Source organism: Roseibium sp. (genome assembly GCF_965233565.1).
In the GTDB taxonomy this organism is placed as follows: domain Bacteria; phylum Pseudomonadota; class Alphaproteobacteria; order Rhizobiales; family Stappiaceae; genus Roseibium.
Genome location: NZ_OZ247494.1, coordinates 4,249,098 through 4,267,790 on the forward strand (window position 1 = coordinate 4,249,098; position 18,693 = coordinate 4,267,790).

The window sequence follows — 18,693 nt, forward strand, 5'->3', positions numbered from 1 at the left end:
TATTTTTTGTGCGTGCCGGTTTCCCCGGCTCACACTTTTGGTGTAAGGAACGGATAGCCAGGGCCATGAACACTGCCACGTCAACGACGCAGACCGCCTCAGCCTCAAAATTTCTCCAGCAACTCTGCAAACATTTTGCCCACAAGGTTTCTGCCGAACGGGACGCGAACCCCGGGGAAGTGTCATTTCCATTCGGCAAGCGCCAAATGGAAGCGAGCGGCACTTGCCGGATGATCCACTGCAAAGCCGGGGACGCACCGAAGATGAGACGTGTGAGGACCGTGCTTGACGATCATCTTGAGCTGTATGCCTGGCGCAGGGAGCTGAAACTTCAATGGCGGTCCGATGATACCGGAAGGGTGGGCTGGCCGGTTCTCAGGATCAATCAGGGAGAACACACATGCTGAAACGTATGGCCTCGTCCTTACTTGCTGCAGGGCTGATGTGTCATCCGGCGCTCGCCCAGTCGCCTGACGCTGTCACCATCCAGCTCAACACTGCCGAAACAGCCGGTGAAGCCTGCAGGTTGACCTTCGTCATCCGTAATCAGTTGGACTACCCGGTCGACGCCCTTGGTCTGGATCTGGTGATGTTCGACCAGTCGGAAGGTGTTTCCGGGTATGCGGCTGTCGATTTCGGCGCCATGCCTGCCGGCAAGACCGTGGTGCGTCAGTACGATGTCGGCAAGGGCGCCTGTTCCACGATTTCCAGGGTGCTCCTGAACGAGGTGCGGACCTGCGAGATGGCCGGAGCAGTAGCTGCAGATTGTCTGGGCAAGCTGGCGATCACGTCCCGTTCCGAAATTGATTTCATTCTGTAGTGGTTCCCGATGCCTCTTGAATTCTCAGCCTTCTTGCCAGCCTTTCTGTCTCCTCTCACAGGCCTTGTCGACCAGGGTGGACCGGTGGTCCTGCTGCTTCTGGTCTTGTCGATTGTTGCCGTGGCGCTGATCGCGGCCAAGGTGATCCAGTTCACCTTGTCGGGCGTTGGCCGCCATGGCGCAGCTCGAAAAGCGCTGCATCTCTGGCTGGATGGGCGCCCGCAGGAGGCGCAGGTGGCAGCCGCCCGCAGCACCTCCGTTTTGGCAGACATCATGCTCAAGCTGACCAAGGGAGCGAGCGAACCGGCTGCCGATCGGGAGCTACTGAAAGAAGACATCGAGCGGATCTGCGTTCAGCGCATCAATGGTCTGAGAGCCTATCTGCGTCCGCTCGACATGATTGCGCAGACTGCTCCACTGATCGGTCTTCTCGGAACGGTTCTCGGCATGATCGAGGCGTTCCAGGCCATGCAGGGCGCCGGCGCCGCCGTGGATCCGTCCGTTCTGGCCGGTGGTATCTGGGTGGCACTCCTGACCACCGCCGTGGGGCTTGCCGTTGCCATTCCCGTTTCGGCGATTGTCGGTTGGCTCGATAGTCGGATCGAGGCGGAGCAGTCCGAAATGGAAGCGCTGGTCACGGCCTTCTTCACCGGCGCTGTGGCGGAACGCGGAGCGGCCCGGGTCGTTGCCATGCCGGTTTCGGAGCCGAGGCATGCAGTTTAAGGCCAGGGAAAAACGGCGCGCGGTTGGTTTGACGTCACTGATTGACGTCATCTTCCTGCTTTTGCTTTTCTTCATGCTTGCCTCCAGTTTCACACGTTATCAGTCGCTTGACCTGTCGAGCGGAGGAGAAGGAGGCGGGGCGGAAATCAAGCCCGCCTATTTGCGGATCCATGCATCTGACCGCATCGATCTGAACGGCTTGCCGCTTGCGAAGGCCGAGATGGCGGCGCGGTTTGCCGGCCTTGGCGGAACCGAAGGGCTTGTGGTTGCGATCTGGTCGGGGCCGGAGGCCGCGGTTCAGGACATTGTGGATGTGATGTCTGCGGCTCGTCAGAGCGGGCTGAAGACCGTTCTTGTGACCGGAAAGTAAGATCTGTCATGCGTATGAAAATGCAGCAGCGTCGGGAGCCACCGGAAAACACCATTCCGCTCATCAATGTTGTTTTCCTGATGCTGATTTTTTTCCTGTTTGCCGGATCGATCGCAAAGGACGATGCCCGCAAGATCGAGCCGCCGCTGAACATTCTGGAAGACGAAACCATCCGCTCCACCGGTGCGCTGATCCTCACTCCCGATGGCAAGACCTTTTATGGGGAAGACGAAACCAGCGTGACCGATTGGCTGGAGCGTAAAGAAGCGGCTGAAGAGGACGAAGGAGGTCCGCTCAAGGTTGCGGCCGATGGAACCCTCAAGGCGAATGAACTTGAGAAGATCCTCGCCGAGCTGAAGGCCGCTGGGCGCTCCGACATCGTCCTGATCACGCGTCGGGGCGCGCAATGAAGGGAGCGCGTGTTCTGATTGCCGGTCTCGGGATCTCGTTGCTGTTGCACGGGGTGGGCTCGGCCTATTTTGCAAAGGACCCGGATGACGTTTCCGTTGCGGCCTCGCAAGGCGGCGCCGTGTCGGTGATCGGCTCGATCGAGGACATGGTCGCCGGTGCAAAGGTTGAGGCGGTAGAGGCGGAAAAGCCGGTCGACGAAGTGGAGCCGCTTGAGGAAATTGTCGAACCGGTCCAGGAACCCGTTGAAATTGAGCCGTTGAAACCGGTGGAAGAGGTTGTTCAGCCGGTTGTCGAGCCTGCCGAGGTAAAGCCGGTCGAAGTGGAAGCGCCGGTTGAAATTGCCGCGCTAGATCCTGTCAAACCGGTCAGCCAGCCGACCAAGGTTGTCAAGTCCGTGACAACGGCTGCTGCGGTTCCGGTTGTTGAAGGTGTCACGACGACAGAAAAGGTGACTGAGCCTGTCGAGGCTGCCGACGTTGTTCCACAAGAGGCAAAACCGGTCAGGGAGCAGACGGAAACTGTCGAACAGGTCACGGCGGAAACAACCGCCGCCAAACCTGTGGAGGTGACACCTCAAAAGCCGGTTCAGATGGCGCTGGCGGTTCAGCCGGAAGTGCAACCCGTTCAGGAGGCCGTGCGTCCGGAGACTGAACAGCTGCAAGCTGTGCCGGAAACGGTCAGGACACCGGTGGCGAAGCCGAAACCGCCGGTTAAGAAGGCAGAACCGGTCAAGAAAAAGAAACCGAAGAAGCAACAGGCCAAGCGTCAACAGAAGAAGGGTGGTGCAACCAACTCCCGCAAAGGCGGGGAACAGGTCACCAGCAAGACAGCCCGTTCCAACGCCAATGGTCGCGCTGATGCCAAAACCAAGGACGGTGGCACCAAGGCGGCGTCGAACTACAAGGGCAAGGTCGTTGCCAAGCTGCGCCGGGCCAAGAGGTACCCGAGGGCCGCCAAACGCGCCCGCCTGACGGGGACGGTGCGGATTGCCTTCACCATTGCACAAAACGGATCCGTGTCGGGCATCCGTATTTCCCGCTCGTCCGGTCACGCTATTCTGGACCAGGCGGCCCTCGACATGGTGCGACGCGCGTCTCCCATGCCGAAATTTCCAAGTGATATCCGGCTTGCCAGAATGAAGTTGCAAGTGCCGGTCAGGTTCGACTGACCGGGTCTATCTCTCAGAAAAATACATAATAACGGCACCGGAGAGAGCCTTGTGAACGCTCCGGTGTTGCTAATTTGGCACTTTGATAAACATCATTTCAAACACTGTTTTACATGAGTATTTTTCTCATGTATATGCTGACGCAGCATGCAGGGGCAGGCTAAAGCCAACTTCGGCTCACCGGTCGAAATCAGCGGATTTCAGGACAATCAAGAGTAAAGGAACTGACCATGCTTGATCGCGTGCGTCTTTCGCTGCTGTTTACGGGAACAGTTTTACAATCGGCAATTCTGGCAGGCGGGGCTGCAGCACAGGATGCGTCTGAAACAGCGCTGGAAGGCAGTGCTTCCGTATTGGACACAATCCTGGTGCGGTCCAATGCGCCGGATGCCCATGACACCCACCAGGGTGCGGCCGACAGAGCAAATGCAATCTACGTATCACGTGAAGACATCGAGCGGACCAACCCGCTGGATCTGAAGGATCTTTTCGCGGTAGATCCTTCGATCTCCGTTGGTGGCGCCATCCCTGTGACCCAGAAGGTTTTTGTCAACGGCATTGATGAAAACAATCTGGCGGTGACGATCGACGGCGTGCAGCAGGGCAACCGGATTTTCCATCACGTCAACACAAACTACATCGATCCTTCGCTGCTGAAGGCCGCGCGTGTCGACCCGGGCGTTGCACCGGCCGATGCGGGTTTCAGCGCTCTTGGCGGATCGATTGTCTACGAAACAGTCGACGTGCAGGATCTTTTGATCGGCGATCGAAATTTCGGCGCATTTGCCGATGTCAGCTACGAAACGAACGGAAAGACCTTTACCGAAACCGGGTCTGCCTATGGTCGGCATGGCGGATTTGAACTGCTCGCTTATGGCAAGCTCGCCAATGGCGAGGATTACAAGGATGGCGACGGCAACACGGTGGTCGGGTCTTCCGCTGATTTCTACAGCCTGCTCGGCAAGGCAGCTTATGAAGCCGACAACGGATACCGGATCGAGTTGACCGCACAACAGGTCAGCGACGACACGCTGCGTCCGTATCGCGCCAATATCGGTGCCATCAACGGTGTCTATACAACACGAAGATACGACATCAAGCGCACCAATTTCTCTTTCAATGTCAATCGCGCCGAGACCGAAGGTCTTTGGAACCCTGAACTCCTCGTGGGATACAGCGGCAACGATTATCGGGTTCCGGAGCCCTATGGTAGTGAAGGCTCAGGCGGCACCTGGAATGCAAAAATCGAGAACGTCTTCCAGTTCAGCGAAGGCAACACGCTGACAACCGGTGTCGATCTGCTCTCGCAAGTCGGCGACTATACCGACCCGGCGGAATCTTATCAGGAAAGCGTCACCAACACCGGTGCCTATGTTCAGGCCCGCCTGACGCCGATCGAACGGATTCGCCTGTCCTTCGGCGGGCGCGCGGATGCCAACCGGTTCGAAGGCAAGGATGATACGACGCTGACCAACTACGGGCTCAGCGGCAACGCTTTTGCCGAAGTTGATGTTTACGGCGGTTTTTCGGTCAATGCAGGCTACTCCAACGTCTTTGGCGGCATTGATCTGGAGGAGACCTTCGAATACTGGCGCTCCTGGGACTATGACAATCTGAAACCGGTTCGTGCGGAGAATGTGACGGCTGGTGTGAAATTCGAGCAGGGCGGCTGGTTCGCGGAAGGCAATGTCTTCAACACCCAGTTCAGCAACTATCGTGACGGCGATCAGAATGTCGACTTCAGCAGCTGGGGCTACAATGTCGGTGGTGGCTACAACTGGGGCAGCGGCTTTTTAAAACTGGCCTACTCGGACATCCGGCTGAGCGTCTCGAACAATCAGCTTGAATCCTATTACCTGATCAATATCGGCGCAGGCGTCGGTCAGAAGATTGCGGCAGAAGTTGCCCAGACATTCGACACAATCGATCTGACAGTCGGTGCAACAGTTGATGCGGCGCTCGAATATGACGGCTATGTCTCCGCCGGATACGATCCGCTCGATGCCTATACGGTTGTCAATGCCTATGCCGAATACAAGCCGAAGCAGTTTGAATATCTGAGTCTGCGCCTGGATGCGCTCAACCTCTTCGACGAAACCTATGCGGACCGCGCCACTTACGGCCAGGAATATGACAGCGTGACGCCGCTCTACGAGCCGGGCCGCTCTTTCCGCCTGTCGGCACGTCTGCGTTACTGATCCGGGGTTTAAAAGAAGACCTGAGAAAACCGACACCGGCGCCCTTGCGCCGGTGTTTCTGCATCAGGCGTGATGAAGAGCGACTTTCCGGCCATCTATGGTTCTGACCGCAACCTCCATGTCGTAGATCTTCGACAGCGTTTCCGGGGTCATGAAATCTTGCGGGCTGGCAGTGGCGGCGAGGGCGCCGTTCTTGAGCGCGATGATCCTGTCCGCGTGGCTTGCCGCGTAATTGATCTCGTGCAGCACCACGACAACCGTCTTGCCGTGATCGTCGGACAGGGACCTCAGCTGGCGCATCAGGTCGCGCGCGAAATGCATGTCGAGATTGTTGAGCGGCTCGTCGAGCAACAGATAGTCCGTGTCCTGGGCAAAGGCCATGGCAACAAGAACGCGCTGACGCTGGCCGCCAGACAGCTCGTCGATGAAGCGGTCGGCGATAGCCTTCAACTCGAAGGTCTCAAGGGCGACTTCCACCTTCGCATGATCGTCTGGCGTGGGCCGGCCCCTGTGATGGGGGAACCGGCCGAAACCGACCATGTCGAGCACGGAGATACGAGAGGCTGTACTGGTGTCCTGACGCAGGATCGCCAGTTTTCTGGCCAGGTCCCTGGAAGGCGCGTTGCCGACATCCATGCCGTCGAACCGGATGTAACCGCTTTGCAGCGGCAGGAGCCGCGCCATCAGTGCGAACAAAGTTGACTTTCCGGCGCCGTTCGGGCCGATCAGTGCCGTCAGGCCTCCGCGCTCGATCCGCAACGAGATGTCCCTGAGCACCGGCGTCTTGCCATGTCGAAATGAGACGTTTTCGATTTCAATCACGCCCGCACCTTTCTCAAGATCAGAAACAGGAACACCAGTCCCCCGACAAACTCGATGACAACGCTCAAGGTGGCCCCCATGCCAAGCACGCGTTCGAAAATGGCCTGGCCGCCAACGAGGACCGTAACGGCTATCAGCGAGGCGGCCACCAGCAGCGGTCCGTGCCGATGTGTTTTGACCAGCTCATAACTGAGGGCGCTCACCAGGAGCCCGAAGAAGGTTACTGGTCCGACCAGGGCGGTGGAGACGGCAACCAGCGACGTGACCAATGTCAGCCCGGTGAAGAGTTCGCGGCGGTAGTTGAGACCCAGACTGATGGCCTGTTCGCGGCCAAGCGCCATGACATCGAAGGTATTGCGTTTCCACCAGACGAGCGCCAGGGAAATCAGGATGACCGGTGCGGCAAAGGTGAGCAGCGATGTGTCGATCTTGTTGAAGCTGGCAAAGAGTGACCCCTGCAGAACCGCAAATTCACTCGGATCGATCAGCCGTTGCAAAAGACCTGTCAGGCTGCGGAACAGGACCCCGAAAATGACCCCGACCAGCAGCATTCGAAACAGGTCCTGAACACCATGCCCCAGCAGGCTGCCAAACAGAAGAAGTGCGGCGGAGGCGAGGAGGAGCAGTTCAAGCAGAAACTTTGTGCCGGGCGCCAGCAAAACGTAATCCATTCCGCCAAGCAGGAACAGCAGGCCGGTCTGAAGCAGCACATAGAGAGAATCGAAGCCCATGATCGAAGGAGTTAGAATACGGTTGCTGGTCAGTGTCTGAAAGACGATCGTTGCCACCGCAATGGCAATCGCGACGATCACCAGGGCAATCAGCTTGGTGCCGCGAAAACTGAGGATGAAGTCCCAGTTGCCTCGCGCGCCGAGCGTCATGAATGCGATCATGGCAAGGTTGCATAAAACCGAAAGGCCAATAAGCGGTCTAGTCACGTCGCGAAGGCCTCGTGAACAGCAGCCACAGAAAAACGCCGGTGCCGAGAACACCGAAAATGGTGCCGGCGGGTATTTCGTAGGGATACCGGATCAACCGTCCCGCCAAATCGCTGGCAAGGACCAGAACGGCGCCGGTCATGGCGACAAGTGGCAGCGTTGCACGCGCATTGTCGCCCCGGAACCGGCGAATGATGTTCGGGACCACAAGGCCGACAAAGGGCAGCAGTCCGACCGTCAGAACCGTGAAGGAAACGATCAGCGAAACGATGCTGAGACCGGCAATCATCACGGCGCGATAGTTCAGCCCAAGTCCGATCGCCGCGTCCCGGCCGAAGCCGGCCACCGTGAACTGGTCCGCGTAGAGATAGGCAACGACCGCAACAAGCCCGGCTCCCCATAACAGCTCGTATCGGCCCTGAAGCACGCCTGAAAATTCGCCGTTCATCCAGACCGCCAGATACTGCAGCAGATCAAACTCATAGGCGATGAATGTGGTTATTGCAGCAATGATGCCGCCATAAACGATGCCGGTCAGAGGCACCAGCAACGGCTGGGTTGCAGGTAGACGTTGCACGAGTGCGAGAAAGAGTGTGGTCCCGGCAAAGGCCGCTAGGCTGGAAACCGCCATTTTCGCAAAGATGGGGGCGGCAGGAAAAAAGAGCGTCATGATCAGGAGACCGAGAGCCGCCCATTCTCCGGTGCCGGTCGTGAGCGGTTCAACGAAGCGGTTGCGAACAAGCATTTGCATGATTACGCCCGCGACCGCCAATGTGGCCCCGGCGAGCATGGCCGCCAGGGTGCGCGGTAATCTGCTAACAGCAAGCAGATCGCCGTTCGGCCCGCTTTGAAACAGGCTGAGGAGACCGATACCGGCCGCACCGACGGCAAGGCTCGCCGCGACCAGAACCAGAAGGCCCAGGAAAATTACGGTCGGTGCAAGCCAAGCTGCCGACGCTCTCGATGCTGTCGCCTGTTTCAAAAAAGAGCCCGCTGACTACCGGGTTTTTCCGAAGGCCGTTTCCAGCTCTTCCAGAGTGCCCATCAGCGATTGATGGCCACCAGCGGCGATGTAGACTTTCGCTGCATCCAGATAAATCACTTGTCCGGATTTCCAGGCCTTGGTTTCACCGACCAGCTTGTTGTCCAGCGTCTCAGAGGCGAGCGCGGCGTCCTGACCGATGGCTGCGGCCCGGTCGATCACGATCAGCCAGTCCGGGTCGGTATCGCGGATGAATTCGAAGGATACCGCCTCGCCATGGGTCGAGGCTTTCACGTTGTTGATGGCCGGTTCAATGCCAAGAATGGAATGCAGCCAGCCAAATCGGGAGCCTTCGCCATAAACACTCAACTTCGGGCCGTTGGTGAGAACAATCAGGGCATTGCCGGCCCCGTTGGCACTCTCCTTGACGCGGCCAATCGCGTTCATGAGCTCGGTTTCGAGGGCCTTCGCTTCAGCCTCCTTGCCGAAAATTTTGCCATAAGCATGAAGGCGTGCCGTCACCTGACCGAGCAGATCATCCCCCCAGATGGTCATGTCGATCGTCGGGGCGAACTCCGACAGGGCTCCGGCCTGTTTTGAAGAGCGCCCACCAGCCACGATCAGGTCCGGCTGCAACGCATTGACGGCTTCGAAATCCGGTTCGAACAGAGAGCCGACTTTTTCAGCACCCCTGGCGAGGTCTTCCAGATAATCAACATAGACCCGTTCCGGGGTCGCCGCGATGGGCACACCGAGGGCGTTCAGTGTATCGAGCGCGGAAATGTCAAAAACTGCGACGGTTTCCGGCTGGGCGGGAACGTCGACCTGGCCGGCATAGGTGTCGACAGACACGGTATCTGCCAGGGCTGCCTGGCTTGTGATGCTGAGGGCGAGGGCAAGAGTTGCCCGACGGATAGCACGCATGGTCGTCTCCAAGTGTGGACGCCTGGCTGTTCCATCGGATTGGCTGAGCGCTGTGCGGTAGGCCTCGCAAGCGAGGCGCGTGAAAAGCTGTTGAGGTGATGCCAAATGACGTCACCCATTTCAATAGGGTCAGGCCACATCCTTTGCGGCAATTTGTCGAAGATAGGCATCGACGCCGGCGACAAGGCAGGCCTTGATTGCTTCTACCTGGACCGGATCGTTTGTTTCCGTCTTCATGAACGGCATGGCACTCACCGACGCCGTGAACATGATGCCGAGCAAAACCGGTGTGTTGATGTCGGACCGGCGCTCTTCAACCACCGTCCTGGACAACAGACCGATCAGACGGGAAATGCCCGGTGCGGCATAATCCTGTGCTTGTGACAGAACCGCTTCCTGTTCGGCTGATGCGCGCTGGATCAGGAGGATGAAGGGGTCAAGCTGGCCTGTTTCGGAGTTGAAACCGAGAAAGGCCAGGGCGTCAAAATAGGCCAGGACAAGATCACTGACCTGCGGCAGAGAGTTCTGGCCTTCAGAGACCGTCGCTTCGATCCGGGTCAGCAATTGGGCATCCAGTTGCAGGAACCTTTGTTTGAGGAGCTCCAGCAACAGCGCGGATTTGCCGCCAAAATAGTAGTTCACTGCGGCGACATTCGCTTCCGAGGCCTCGGTGATCTCGCGCACCGACGTTGCCGCGATGCCTTTTTCGGCCATCAGCCGTTCAGCATTCTTCAACAGGCGCTGCTGTGTTGTTTCCGGGTCCATGTCGCCTCCTCGCAGTGTGAGGATGACTTAGCCCCTTTGAAAGGGAATTTCAAACGGCGTTTGAAATTCCATTCGAATAGGCCGTTTGTTTGTAGACGGCTTCCCTTCAAGTTCAGGGGCAGGAAAGTCCTGAGGGCACGCGTACCTCCGGTGACGATTTCAAATCGGACGCTGTGTCACGGATCATCTGGTGCGGAAACCCGGTCTCCGAGGTCTTGAAGGGTCCGGAGGGCAAAAGGCGTCTGCGACGTCGCCCTGAATGCAAGGTGCGGCACGTATCTTTTGCCGGGGATTGCGCTCTTTTCGGTGGGCGCGCTGTGCCTTTGCCTGCGTAAATTCGGTGAAGTTGCGATTTGTTCGCAAATCGACGCGTCTGTTTGACGAAAGTCAAGACAGGTGCCGCTCTGGAGGACTAAAACCTGAGTATCAAACTCCAGTTAAGAGTTGCCTCAGATGTTCAGGACCATTTCAGCTTTGATCGAAACCCCGGCGCGTGCCTTCTGGTTCTTCGCCGGGTTTTTGTCCCTCATTTTGGGTGCTCTTGGGGCGATGCTGCCCCTGTTGCCTACAACACCCTTTGTTATCCTGGCCGCCTTCGCTTTCGGCAAAAGCTCGCCCAGACTGCAGGATTATCTGGAGGCCAATGCTGTTTTCGGGCCGATGATTGTCGACTGGCGTAGCCACGGCGCGATCGCGCCGCGCTTCAAACGGGTAGCGCTCGCAATGATGGTCGCCGTCTTCCCGGTCAGCGTTGCAATGTCAGCTTCGGCGTACGTGCTTCTCGTTCAAGCTGTCTGCATGGCGGCCGCAGCCACATTCATCCTGAGCCGGCCCAATGGGCCGACAGATCCAAAAGCCAGCTCAACGCAAGCGAAAAACCTCTCAAGCCATTGAGAAAACGATGAAAGGTACCCGTATGAAATCGGTCCTGACACCATTTCTGCTCGCCTTTTTGGCGACTGCAGCGGCAGCAGAAACAACTCACATAGATCTGGGAAAGCTGCCATCCAAACAGGTTCACGACGTCGCTCAGCTGACACCGCTTGTCATCGATGCCGATGGCGCTCCGGCAGTTGTGCTGCTGGATCTCGACAAGGGCGTCGAAGTTCCACCTCACGCCACCAAAAGCGGTGTGCGGCTGCTCACCGTGCTTCAGGGAGACATGTCCTGGGGGGATGGCACCATCGCCGATCCCGAGAAAGAGCGCATCTATCCGCAAGGCAGTGTTCTGACGATACCCGCAGGTGAGAACCACTGGCTCGCCGCCAGGAGCGGACCTGTCCGCATCCAGTTGATCGTCCTTGACGATGAAACGCCAGTTCCAGGCATTCAGGAGCAAATGAAATGACCAACAAGACCCATCTGACGCGCCGTTCCGCGCTCACGCTGCTGGCTGCCGGTGTTGCGATGCCGGCCTTGCCAAAACCCGCTTTTGCCGGACAGATCGAGACCGTGGCTCTTTACGGCCCGCCGGCAGGCCCGTCCGTCACTTTGTCTTATGCCGTGGCCAGCGGCGGTTTTTCGGATCTTGCAGCCAATGCGACATTTAAGGCCTGGCGCAATCCCGACGAGTTGCGCGCTGGCCTGACCTCAGGCGAAATCGGCCTGTCGGTTGTGCCGGTGCAGGCCGCCGCCAATCTCTACAATCGCGGCTTTCCGATCCGTCTTGCCAATATCATGACCAACGGTCTGCTTTACATCATCAGCGAGGACGCTGACATCAAGACAATCGCCGACCTCAAGGGTCACAGCATTGCCGTTCCGTTCCGGGGTGACACACCGGAAATCATCTTTGGGCAGCTGCTTGCCCATAATGGGCTAGATGCGAAAAGCGATGTGTCAATCACCTATGCCGGCTCGCCAATCGAAGCCATGCAGCTTCTCCTGGCCGGAAAGGTCGATGCAGCTCTGACGGCAGAGCCCGCGACGACGGCCGGGATCCTCAAGGGAAAAATGGCCGGCAAAAGTGTCTCCCGCGTCGTGAACATCCAGAAAGCCTGGGGCGATATGACCGGCGCTGCCCCCGTGCTGCCGCAGGCAGGACTTGCCGTCACAAAAAGTTTCCTCAATCAGAACGGTGACGTTTTGCCAGGCATTCTGGAAGTGCTGGTCAAGGCGACTGACGAAGTCAATGCAGATCCGAACAAGGTGGCCGCAAATTCAACGGAAGCGCTTGGTTTACCTGTGCCTCTTCTGGCGGCGTCCGTCCCCTACAGCAATCTTGTTGCGCGTCCCGCAAATGCAGCGAGGGGCGATATCGAACGTATGCTGACGGCGATGGCTGGCGATGATTTTGCCAGGATTGGCGGCAAGTTGCCTGACGACGCGTTTTATCTCTGATCGGGATCGCACCGGGCGGATGGCCGCCCGGTGCCGCAGCTCATGATGGATGGCATGCAAAGCGTGTTGCATCGACAATTTATGGACCGGCTTGGCCGGGTGCTTGAGTTCCTCTGGTCAGGCTGGGCCGGTGCTGCAGCGCTTTGCCTTTTCGCAGCTGCCTGGCAGGCGGGGCATGAAGCCTATGGGCCGTTCATTCTGACCTCGCCCGTTGAAACACTGCGGGCGATCGGAGTGCTGGCAATAAGCCAGGAGGCCTGGTCAGTGGCCCTGACAACCTTGCAGCGGGCCATTACAGGTTTTCTGTTGGTGACAGGCGTTGGCGGTTGCCTGGGGCTGGTGGCCGGCTATTCGCCGGCATCCATGCGGGTGGCATCTCCCCTTGTCACGGTTCTACTTGGTGTGCCGCCCATCGCCTGGATCGTCCTGGCGATGATCTGGTTCGGCGGCTCTGACGCCACGGTCAGAACCGTCATTCTTGTTGCTGCCCTGCCGGTCGTCTTTCTGGGCGCGGCGCGTGGCATAGCCACGCGCGACCGCGGCCTCGACCGGATGGCACAGGCCTTCGGAGCCGGACCCATCCGCCGTTTCTTTTCAGTCGGGTTGCGCCAGACCACGACGACGCTATTCCCTGCACTGGCACTTGCGTTGGGAACCAGTTTCAAGGTCGCAGTCATGGCTGAGTTGTTGGCGAATGCAGGTGGCATTGGCGGTGCCTTGGCCGACGCCCGCACAAATCTTGATATTGCCAACGCGCTGGCCTGGGTCGTGATCTCGGTGGTCCTGCTGATCCTGGTCGAATATGCGCTTGTGCATCCGGTCAAGGGGGAGATCGATCGCTGGAGGCGGGCCGCGCAACCCTGGGGGATCAAGCGATGACGGTGCTACGGCTCAAAGGGGTTGGCCATGCCTATCTTGGTCGAACCGTGCTGGACGACGTCAGTCTCGACATCGGGAGCGGCGAGATCCTCGCGCTGGTTGGACCGTCCGGTTGCGGCAAGTCCACATTGGCCCAAATTGCTGCTGGCCTTCTGGAGGCGCGGGCCGGGCGAATCGAGCGTCTTTATCGCCGCCAGGCCATGATCTTTCAGGAACCTGGCCTGCTGCCCTGGGCCACCGCTTTCGACAACATCGCCTTTTCGCTGAAACTCGCCGGTGCGCCGCGCCAAAACCGGAGGGAGCGCGTCAAGGCCGCCGCGACCAGCGTCGCGCTGATGCCTGAGGATCTGACAAAGTATCCGGTGGAACTGTCCGGTGGCATGAAACAGCGTGTTGCCATTGCCAGGGCGCTGGTGATCGATCCCGACTTTGTCTATTTCGATGAACCTTTCACCGCGCTTGACGTCGCACTGCGCCGACGGATGCAGGATCTGCTCCTTGAGACTTGCGTCGGGAGTGGGCTGTCCGGCCTGTTCATTACCCATGATCTGCAGGAAGCGGCTCGGCTTGCCGACCGGATTGCCGTTCTCGACAGCCATGGCAAGGGAATCCGGGGCGTTCGCCCGGTGCCCGGGTCGCCACTGGAGCGGAGCAACGACCAGATATTCGGTTGGGTAGAAGCCGCGTTGCGGGACGATCTGTTGTTCAGACATATTCACGATGTCGACGAAAGGCAGATCGCATGAGTTGCGGACCAACGCAGCAGGCGACCAGAAACGACCTGCCTTCCACACTCCCGACGGTACTGTCGGACGAGGGCTTTCGTCTGTTTTTTCCACTGGGAGCGCTTTATGCAGCGCTTTGGCTCCTGATTTGGGTGTTTGCATTTTCCTTTGACCTGCCATTGGCAAGTGACATTCCGCCGTCTCTCTGGCACGCCCATGAAATGCTGATTGGTGTCTTTGGTGCTGCGCTTATCGGCTTCCTGACCACTGCTGCCCCCGAGTGGACCGATACCGAGCCCTTGCGCGGGCGAGCGCTTTGGGGCCTGGCAGGTCTTTGGGCGCTCGGGCGGTGTGTTGGAATTCTCGGATCAGACGATCTGTCTCTTTTAGGCGCAGTTGCCGATCTGGCATGGCTGTGTTTTCTGCTTGGCTATCTGCTGGTCTTGTCCTGGAGGAGGCGGACAGATCGGCTGTTGGCTTTCGCGGCCTGGATCGCGGCTCTGATCCTGTGTCTGGCAACAACCCATATCGGCTTCTGGACCGGAGATCTGGCTCTTGCCTCTCTGGCCCTGCATCTGGCCGGGTTGAGCTTTCTGGGGCTGCTTGGGCTGGCGCTTGGGCGGATCACCGTTCCGGTCACCAATCTCGTGCTCGATCCGAGCGAAGCGACGTCCCCATTCCGGCCGCATCCCGGACGTCTCAATCTCGCTTCCGGCCTGGTCGTGATCGCAATGCTCGGTGAGATCGCGGGGCTCAGCCCGGCCGTCTCCGGTTTTTTGCTGATTGCTGCCGGTGCGGCATTCATGGACAGGGTGGCTGAGGCCTTTATCGGCCAAGAAGCATTCCAGGCGGAGATCCTGATGCTGGCCGGCTCGTCTTTCTTCGCCGGTTGCGGTCTCATGCTGGCCGGCACCGCGCGCCTCGGGGCGCCCTGGGACACTCTCTCGGGACTTCATCTGGCCTATCTCGGAGGTTTGGGCCTTGGCGTCTATGCGGTTTTCTGCATTGCCGGCAAGCTTCATACGGGTCAGTCGCTCGGTCAGTCCCGCATGGTGAGGTGTGGCGCCATCTGTCTCTGCCTGGCCGCTTTGCTGCGTGTCGCACCGGCCTTCGGGATTGATCTGCCCGGACCGCTCCACGGTCTTGCGGCCGTCTTGTGGGCCTCAGCGTTTCTGGCCTGGACCGTCGATTTCTGGCCAGCCCTGAGCCGGACGAAGTAAGGGACAGGAGATTGGATCGATAAGAAACACCTGGTCCCGTCAACGCGTACAGCCGGCATCTACTCCACAGGAAACCTGTCGGTTCCGCCCGTTTCCTGAACGGCTTTCTTGGCGCATTCAAACAGCGCCCAGCGATCTTCCGGTGCTTCCATCAGGCCGAGATTCGTGACGGTCGTCATGACACAGGCCAGTTCCTGTTGGGCGTCGAATACGGGAACGGCCTGCCCCGTAATTCCGGGAGACAGGTGCCCCGTGAGCTCGGCCCAGCAGGTCTCGCGCATCTCCTTCAGTTCGCGTTTCGTCGGCTTTTTGCCGCGGTAACCGGCCGGTTGCAGCTTGCGGGCGACGTCTGCGTGGTCCTCCGACAAATAGGCCTGGAAGAGCAAGCCACAGGCCGTGTTGTCCAGTGGAAGCACGTCGCCGAGGCTGATGGTGTTGATAGCAAAATAGGCGCTGCGATACCAGCGCACGACAGTCGGTCCCCGTTCCGTCCAGATTGCGACGCCGGCGCTCAGGGCATGGTCATTGGCCAGATCTTTCATGTGTCTGGCGGCGATCTCGATCGGGTCGATGCGCCTGAGCGCGCTGATGCCGATACGCAGCGCAGCAGGTCCAAGATCGTAGTGGCCAGAATGCGGGTCCTGCTGGACCAGGTCCTCTTTTACAAGGCTCTGCAGGTAACGGTGCGCCGTCGGACTGCCCGTGCCGGCTTCCCGCGCGATCACCCCAAGCGGCAACGGGCCGGTTGCATTGGAAAGCACGTTCAGGAAGCGGGTTGCGATGGAAACGGATTGAATATTGCCGGACCGCTTGGTGGTGGTTTCGGGACCGTCCTTGTTGTCCTCTTCAGTCATGAATGAATGTCCTGAAGAAGCGCTGAACCGGGGTTCACGGCAAAACTCATCATTGTCAATTTTTGCATTCGCGTCCTCCCGTTCCACTCCAGCCTAGTGCTCACTTGTCGCAAATACAATCCGCACAATGCCGAAATTACCTTTCAATTTCAGCTTGTTGGGTTGGTGTGTTGCTGCAGCGCAACTTTAATTCATGAGTTTTTAACTCATGTTGAAATGCGTAATCAATTCTGTATAGTGAAATTTAACAGATCCAAGCATCAGGGGCCGGGGCAAGTACGGGCAGCATCTGACACTTGATCTTTTTTTCCGAAATGTGTTGCAGGCAAGATTTCGCCAGCTTGCGCACCTCAATCATCATCAGGGTAATAAGATGAAACCGACTCGGATTGCGAAATTGCTGGGCAGCACAGCTGTGTTTACAGTTTCACAGCTGGTTTTCAGTTCCGCAGAAGCGCAGGACAATGGAGCAGATGTCCCTGTGGACGAGATTGTGCTCGATACGATCTTGGTCAGCGGTGAAAAGGTAGGCCGAACCGTTCAGGATACGGCCAGCTCAATCTTCATCATTACAAGTGAAGACCAGGAAACCCGTCCCGAGGAGCAGAGCGTCCAGAGCGCCGTGCAGGACGTTCCCAACGTCTATTATCCCGGCACCGTCGGTGTGGCGCCGATTATCCGCGGGCAGGACACTCAGGGGCCGAATACGGGGGCGATCGCCTTTTATTCCGGCACGGTTCCCCGGGCTTCCATCAACATCGATGGCCAATACCAGACCTATTACGAAACGGTCTATGGCGCGACGTCGATCTGGGACATCGATCAGGTGGAGGTTTTCCGGGGACCTCAAACCACCTCGCAAGGCTCCAACAGCATCGCCGGGGCCATTATCGTCAAGACCAAAGACCCGACCTTCACGCCCGAAGGTGCCTTGCAGGTTGAATATGGCAACTACAATACGCACCGGGTCTCAGGGATGTTGTCCGGTCCGCTGAGCAGTCAGCTGGCGGCAAGGGTGGCGCTTGATTACTACGGCCGCGATACGTTCATCGACTACATCAATTCCAGTTTCACCGACAACAACACCAATCTCGACATCATGTCGTTCACCGGGCGTGCAAAGCTGCTCTATGTGCCGGATGCCATTCCGGGCCTGACGGCCAAGGCAACCTATGTTTCGACGCAAAACAATCAGCCGACCTTTGAAGCTGCAACTGTCGAGCCCTTCAGCGATCTGGACAACACCCAGACCAGTGTTCCCAGCTTTTATCAGCGGACCAATACCGGCATATTCGACCTGAACTACGAGTTTGAAAACGGTGTAACGCTGAGCAACACGACCCAGTTCACAGACCTGTCCGTCGACCGCGACCTTGAGGATAACAGCCAGGGTGGCGCCACTGTTGACCAGCAGAACCTGTCAAACGAGTTTCTGGTGAATTTCGGCGACGACACCAGCATGCTGAGCGGTGTTGTCGGCCTCTATGCATCAAGGACAACATCGGACGAAACCTTGTTGCTTTCCTATAGCGGCGACCCGGTGTTCGAAGATACCAAGGACAATGTCGGCCTCTTCACCGAGATCGACTACCGGATCAATGACGCCTGGACCCTGACCGGTGGTCTGCGTTTCGAAAGCGACCGGATCCAGAGGACGGGTCAGTCGACCTCCGCGATTGTCGGGCGCGGCGCCGCCATCGATCTGGACTATGACGAGACTTTCAATGCGCTTCTGCCGAAGGTCGCACTCGCCTATGCGGTGACGCCCGACATCACGGTCGGGGGCCTGATCAACCGCGGCTTCAATCCCGGTGGTGTATCCGTCGACTTTGTCTATGGCACCGCAACGCCGTTCGAAGAGGAAACGGTCTGGAACTACGAGATTTTCGGCCGCGCCAATCTGTTTGATGACAGGCTGACGGTGTCGGCCAACGTGTTCTATTCCGACTATCACGACGCGCAGCGCTACTTCCAGACCACGCTGCCCGGCAGCACCATCAACCAGATCGTGACCCTGAATGCGGAGCGTTCGCATGCTTATGGTGTCGAATTCGCGATGGGGTATCAGGTTCTCGACAAACTGCGTGTGTCGGCCAATGCAGGCATCCTGAAAAGCGAGATCACCGAGTTCAGTGCCTTGCCCTCTGTTGAAGGCAACGAATTCAGCAAGGCACCTGGCTACACGGTCGGTGCCGGTGTCGAATGGCACGTTCTGGAAAACCTGATGCTGTCGGCCAACGTGGAGCATTTCGACGGATATTATTCCGACGACTTCAACAGCCAGTCGCTGCAAATCGATCCCTATACGATCGCCAATGCGCGGGCGACCTATCAGGTGCATGAACATTTCCAGATCTTTGGTTACGTGAACAACATTTTCGACGAGCGGGTTCCCACCTGGAAAGAGAACCGGCGCGACGTCGCCAATTTTGCGGTGATGTCCGCACCGCGCATGTTCGGGATCGGTGCCAAGGCGACGTTCTGAACCAGGCTCCAGATCAAAGAAAGGCCGGCGGCATGACACCATGCCGCCGGCCTTTTGCTTTCAGTGTCT

The 18,693-nt window shown here is 58.3% G+C and carries 20 protein-coding genes; 14 read left to right on the top strand and 6 right to left on the bottom strand.

Translation table 11 applies throughout. From position 1 onward, the window contains the following. Nucleotides 1-65 precede the first annotated feature (65 nt). The 7 genes from ACO6TG_RS19420 to ACO6TG_RS19450 all read left to right on the top strand — a co-directional run bounded on the left by ACO6TG_RS19420 (nt 66) and on the right by ACO6TG_RS19450 (nt 5,690). Nucleotides 66-407: a DUF2218 domain-containing protein gene (locus ACO6TG_RS19420; RefSeq protein WP_422378915.1), complete on the top strand. Its 342-nt coding sequence runs from the start codon at nt 66-68 to the stop codon at nt 405-407. Continuing rightward, on the top strand, nt 401-820 hold the full coding sequence (locus tag ACO6TG_RS19425; RefSeq protein WP_422374706.1) for a hypothetical protein: 420 nt from the start codon (nt 401-403) through the stop codon (nt 818-820). The genes ACO6TG_RS19420 and ACO6TG_RS19425 overlap by 7 nt, the downstream gene beginning before the upstream one ends. Before the next feature lie 9 nt (nt 821-829). Then, nucleotides 830-1,543, top strand: coding sequence for a MotA/TolQ/ExbB proton channel family protein (locus tag ACO6TG_RS19430; RefSeq protein ID WP_422374707.1), 714 nt, complete (start codon nt 830-832; stop codon nt 1,541-1,543). After that, nucleotides 1,533-1,913 (top strand): ExbD/TolR family protein, encoded by a 381-nt coding sequence (locus ACO6TG_RS19435; protein ID WP_422374708.1) that lies wholly within the window; start codon nt 1,533-1,535, stop codon nt 1,911-1,913. The genes ACO6TG_RS19430 and ACO6TG_RS19435 overlap by 11 nt, the downstream gene beginning before the upstream one ends. A gap of 8 nt (nt 1,914-1,921) precedes the next feature. Further along, a complete protein-coding gene (locus tag ACO6TG_RS19440; RefSeq protein ID WP_422374709.1) occupies nt 1,922-2,323 on the top strand; it encodes an ExbD/TolR family protein in 402 nt (133 codons plus the stop codon). Further along, on the top strand, nt 2,320-3,492 hold the full coding sequence (locus ACO6TG_RS19445; protein WP_422374710.1) for a TonB family protein: 1,173 nt from the start codon (nt 2,320-2,322) through the stop codon (nt 3,490-3,492). The genes ACO6TG_RS19440 and ACO6TG_RS19445 overlap by 4 nt, the downstream gene beginning before the upstream one ends. A gap of 230 nt (nt 3,493-3,722) precedes the next feature. Then, nucleotides 3,723-5,690, top strand: coding sequence for a TonB-dependent receptor domain-containing protein (locus tag ACO6TG_RS19450; protein WP_422374711.1), 1,968 nt, complete (start codon nt 3,723-3,725; stop codon nt 5,688-5,690). A gap of 63 nt (nt 5,691-5,753) precedes the next feature. Here the strand turns inward: ACO6TG_RS19450 and ACO6TG_RS19455 are convergent, their stop codons facing one another. The 5 genes from ACO6TG_RS19455 to ACO6TG_RS19475 form a co-directional block, all read right to left on the bottom strand. Then, entirely contained in the window at nt 5,754-6,512 is a 759-nt protein-coding gene (locus ACO6TG_RS19455) for an ABC transporter ATP-binding protein (RefSeq protein ID WP_422374712.1), read from the bottom strand. After that, on the bottom strand, nt 6,509-7,405 hold the full coding sequence (locus tag ACO6TG_RS19460) for an iron chelate uptake ABC transporter family permease subunit (protein ID WP_422374713.1): 897 nt from the start codon (nt 7,403-7,405) through the stop codon (nt 6,509-6,511). Before ACO6TG_RS19460 ends, ACO6TG_RS19455 begins: the two co-directional genes overlap by 4 nt. Nucleotides 7,406-7,442: 37 nt before the next feature. Continuing rightward, nucleotides 7,443-8,432: an ABC transporter permease gene (locus tag ACO6TG_RS19465; protein WP_422374714.1), complete on the bottom strand. Its 990-nt coding sequence runs from the start codon at nt 8,430-8,432 to the stop codon at nt 7,443-7,445. A gap of 15 nt (nt 8,433-8,447) precedes the next feature. Next, a complete protein-coding gene (locus ACO6TG_RS19470) occupies nt 8,448-9,356 on the bottom strand; it encodes a siderophore ABC transporter substrate-binding protein (RefSeq protein WP_422374715.1) in 909 nt (302 codons plus the stop codon). Nucleotides 9,357-9,485: 129 nt separating this feature from the next. After that, nucleotides 9,486-10,121, bottom strand: a complete 636-nt coding sequence (locus tag ACO6TG_RS19475) for a TetR/AcrR family transcriptional regulator (RefSeq protein ID WP_422374716.1) — start codon at nt 10,119-10,121, stop codon at nt 9,486-9,488. A gap of 453 nt (nt 10,122-10,574) precedes the next feature. Between ACO6TG_RS19475 and ACO6TG_RS19480 the strand changes: the two genes are divergently transcribed. From ACO6TG_RS19480 to ACO6TG_RS19505, 6 genes are all read left to right on the top strand, one after another. Further along, a complete protein-coding gene (locus tag ACO6TG_RS19480; RefSeq protein WP_422374717.1) occupies nt 10,575-11,015 on the top strand; it encodes a YbaN family protein in 441 nt (146 codons plus the stop codon). 7 nt (nt 11,016-11,022) lie between these two features. Continuing rightward, on the top strand, nt 11,023-11,469 hold the full coding sequence (locus tag ACO6TG_RS19485; RefSeq protein ID WP_422374718.1) for a hypothetical protein: 447 nt from the start codon (nt 11,023-11,025) through the stop codon (nt 11,467-11,469). Continuing rightward, a complete protein-coding gene (locus tag ACO6TG_RS19490) occupies nt 11,466-12,461 on the top strand; it encodes an ABC transporter substrate-binding protein (protein WP_422374719.1) in 996 nt (331 codons plus the stop codon). Before ACO6TG_RS19485 ends, ACO6TG_RS19490 begins: the two co-directional genes overlap by 4 nt. A gap of 63 nt (nt 12,462-12,524) precedes the next feature. Next, nucleotides 12,525-13,340, top strand: coding sequence for an ABC transporter permease (locus tag ACO6TG_RS19495; protein WP_422378916.1), 816 nt, complete (start codon nt 12,525-12,527; stop codon nt 13,338-13,340). Then, a complete protein-coding gene (locus tag ACO6TG_RS19500) occupies nt 13,337-14,086 on the top strand; it encodes an ABC transporter ATP-binding protein (RefSeq protein WP_422374720.1) in 750 nt (249 codons plus the stop codon). Before ACO6TG_RS19495 ends, ACO6TG_RS19500 begins: the two co-directional genes overlap by 4 nt. Next, nucleotides 14,083-15,285: an NnrS family protein gene (locus ACO6TG_RS19505; RefSeq protein WP_422374721.1), complete on the top strand. Its 1,203-nt coding sequence runs from the start codon at nt 14,083-14,085 to the stop codon at nt 15,283-15,285. Before ACO6TG_RS19500 ends, ACO6TG_RS19505 begins: the two co-directional genes overlap by 4 nt. Before the next feature lie 59 nt (nt 15,286-15,344). On the opposite strand, the gene ACO6TG_RS19510 is transcribed toward ACO6TG_RS19505, so the two are convergent. Next, complete coding sequence (locus ACO6TG_RS19510; protein WP_422374722.1) at nt 15,345-16,139, bottom strand: IclR family transcriptional regulator; 795 nt, start codon at nt 16,137-16,139, stop codon at nt 15,345-15,347. 373 nt (nt 16,140-16,512) lie between these two features. On the opposite strand from ACO6TG_RS19510, the gene ACO6TG_RS19515 reads away from it, so the two are divergent. Beyond that, complete coding sequence (locus ACO6TG_RS19515; protein WP_422374723.1) at nt 16,513-18,624, top strand: TonB-dependent receptor; 2,112 nt, start codon at nt 16,513-16,515, stop codon at nt 18,622-18,624. Nucleotides 18,625-18,693 lie beyond the last annotated feature (69 nt).

What these genes read in the sequence shown, in the direction of transcription:
- ACO6TG_RS19420 (WP_422378915.1), top strand. Translation starts at nt 66, where the DNA reads ATGAACACTGCCACGTCAACGACGCAGACCGCCTCAGCCTCAAAATTT.
- ACO6TG_RS19425 (WP_422374706.1), top strand. Translation starts at nt 401, where the DNA reads ATGCTGAAACGTATGGCCTCGTCCTTACTTGCTGCAGGGCTGATGTGT.
- ACO6TG_RS19430 (WP_422374707.1), top strand. Translation starts at nt 830, where the DNA reads ATGCCTCTTGAATTCTCAGCCTTCTTGCCAGCCTTTCTGTCTCCTCTC.
- ACO6TG_RS19435 (WP_422374708.1), top strand. Translation starts at nt 1,533, where the DNA reads ATGCAGTTTAAGGCCAGGGAAAAACGGCGCGCGGTTGGTTTGACGTCA.
- ACO6TG_RS19440 (WP_422374709.1), top strand. Translation starts at nt 1,922, where the DNA reads ATGCGTATGAAAATGCAGCAGCGTCGGGAGCCACCGGAAAACACCATT.
- ACO6TG_RS19445 (WP_422374710.1), top strand. Translation starts at nt 2,320, where the DNA reads ATGAAGGGAGCGCGTGTTCTGATTGCCGGTCTCGGGATCTCGTTGCTG.
- ACO6TG_RS19450 (WP_422374711.1), top strand. Translation starts at nt 3,723, where the DNA reads ATGCTTGATCGCGTGCGTCTTTCGCTGCTGTTTACGGGAACAGTTTTA.
- ACO6TG_RS19460 (WP_422374713.1), bottom strand. Translation starts at nt 7,405, where the DNA reads ATGATCGCATTCATGACGCTCGGCGCGCGAGGCAACTGGGACTTCATC.
- ACO6TG_RS19470 (WP_422374715.1), bottom strand. Translation starts at nt 9,356, where the DNA reads ATGCGTGCTATCCGTCGGGCAACTCTTGCCCTCGCCCTCAGCATCACA.
- ACO6TG_RS19475 (WP_422374716.1), bottom strand. Translation starts at nt 10,121, where the DNA reads ATGGACCCGGAAACAACACAGCAGCGCCTGTTGAAGAATGCTGAACGG.
- ACO6TG_RS19480 (WP_422374717.1), top strand. Translation starts at nt 10,575, where the DNA reads ATGTTCAGGACCATTTCAGCTTTGATCGAAACCCCGGCGCGTGCCTTC.
- ACO6TG_RS19485 (WP_422374718.1), top strand. Translation starts at nt 11,023, where the DNA reads ATGAAAGGTACCCGTATGAAATCGGTCCTGACACCATTTCTGCTCGCC.
- ACO6TG_RS19490 (WP_422374719.1), top strand. Translation starts at nt 11,466, where the DNA reads ATGACCAACAAGACCCATCTGACGCGCCGTTCCGCGCTCACGCTGCTG.
- ACO6TG_RS19500 (WP_422374720.1), top strand. Translation starts at nt 13,337, where the DNA reads ATGACGGTGCTACGGCTCAAAGGGGTTGGCCATGCCTATCTTGGTCGA.
- ACO6TG_RS19505 (WP_422374721.1), top strand. Translation starts at nt 14,083, where the DNA reads ATGAGTTGCGGACCAACGCAGCAGGCGACCAGAAACGACCTGCCTTCC.
- ACO6TG_RS19510 (WP_422374722.1), bottom strand. Translation starts at nt 16,139, where the DNA reads ATGACTGAAGAGGACAACAAGGACGGTCCCGAAACCACCACCAAGCGG.
- ACO6TG_RS19515 (WP_422374723.1), top strand. Translation starts at nt 16,513, where the DNA reads ATGAAACCGACTCGGATTGCGAAATTGCTGGGCAGCACAGCTGTGTTT.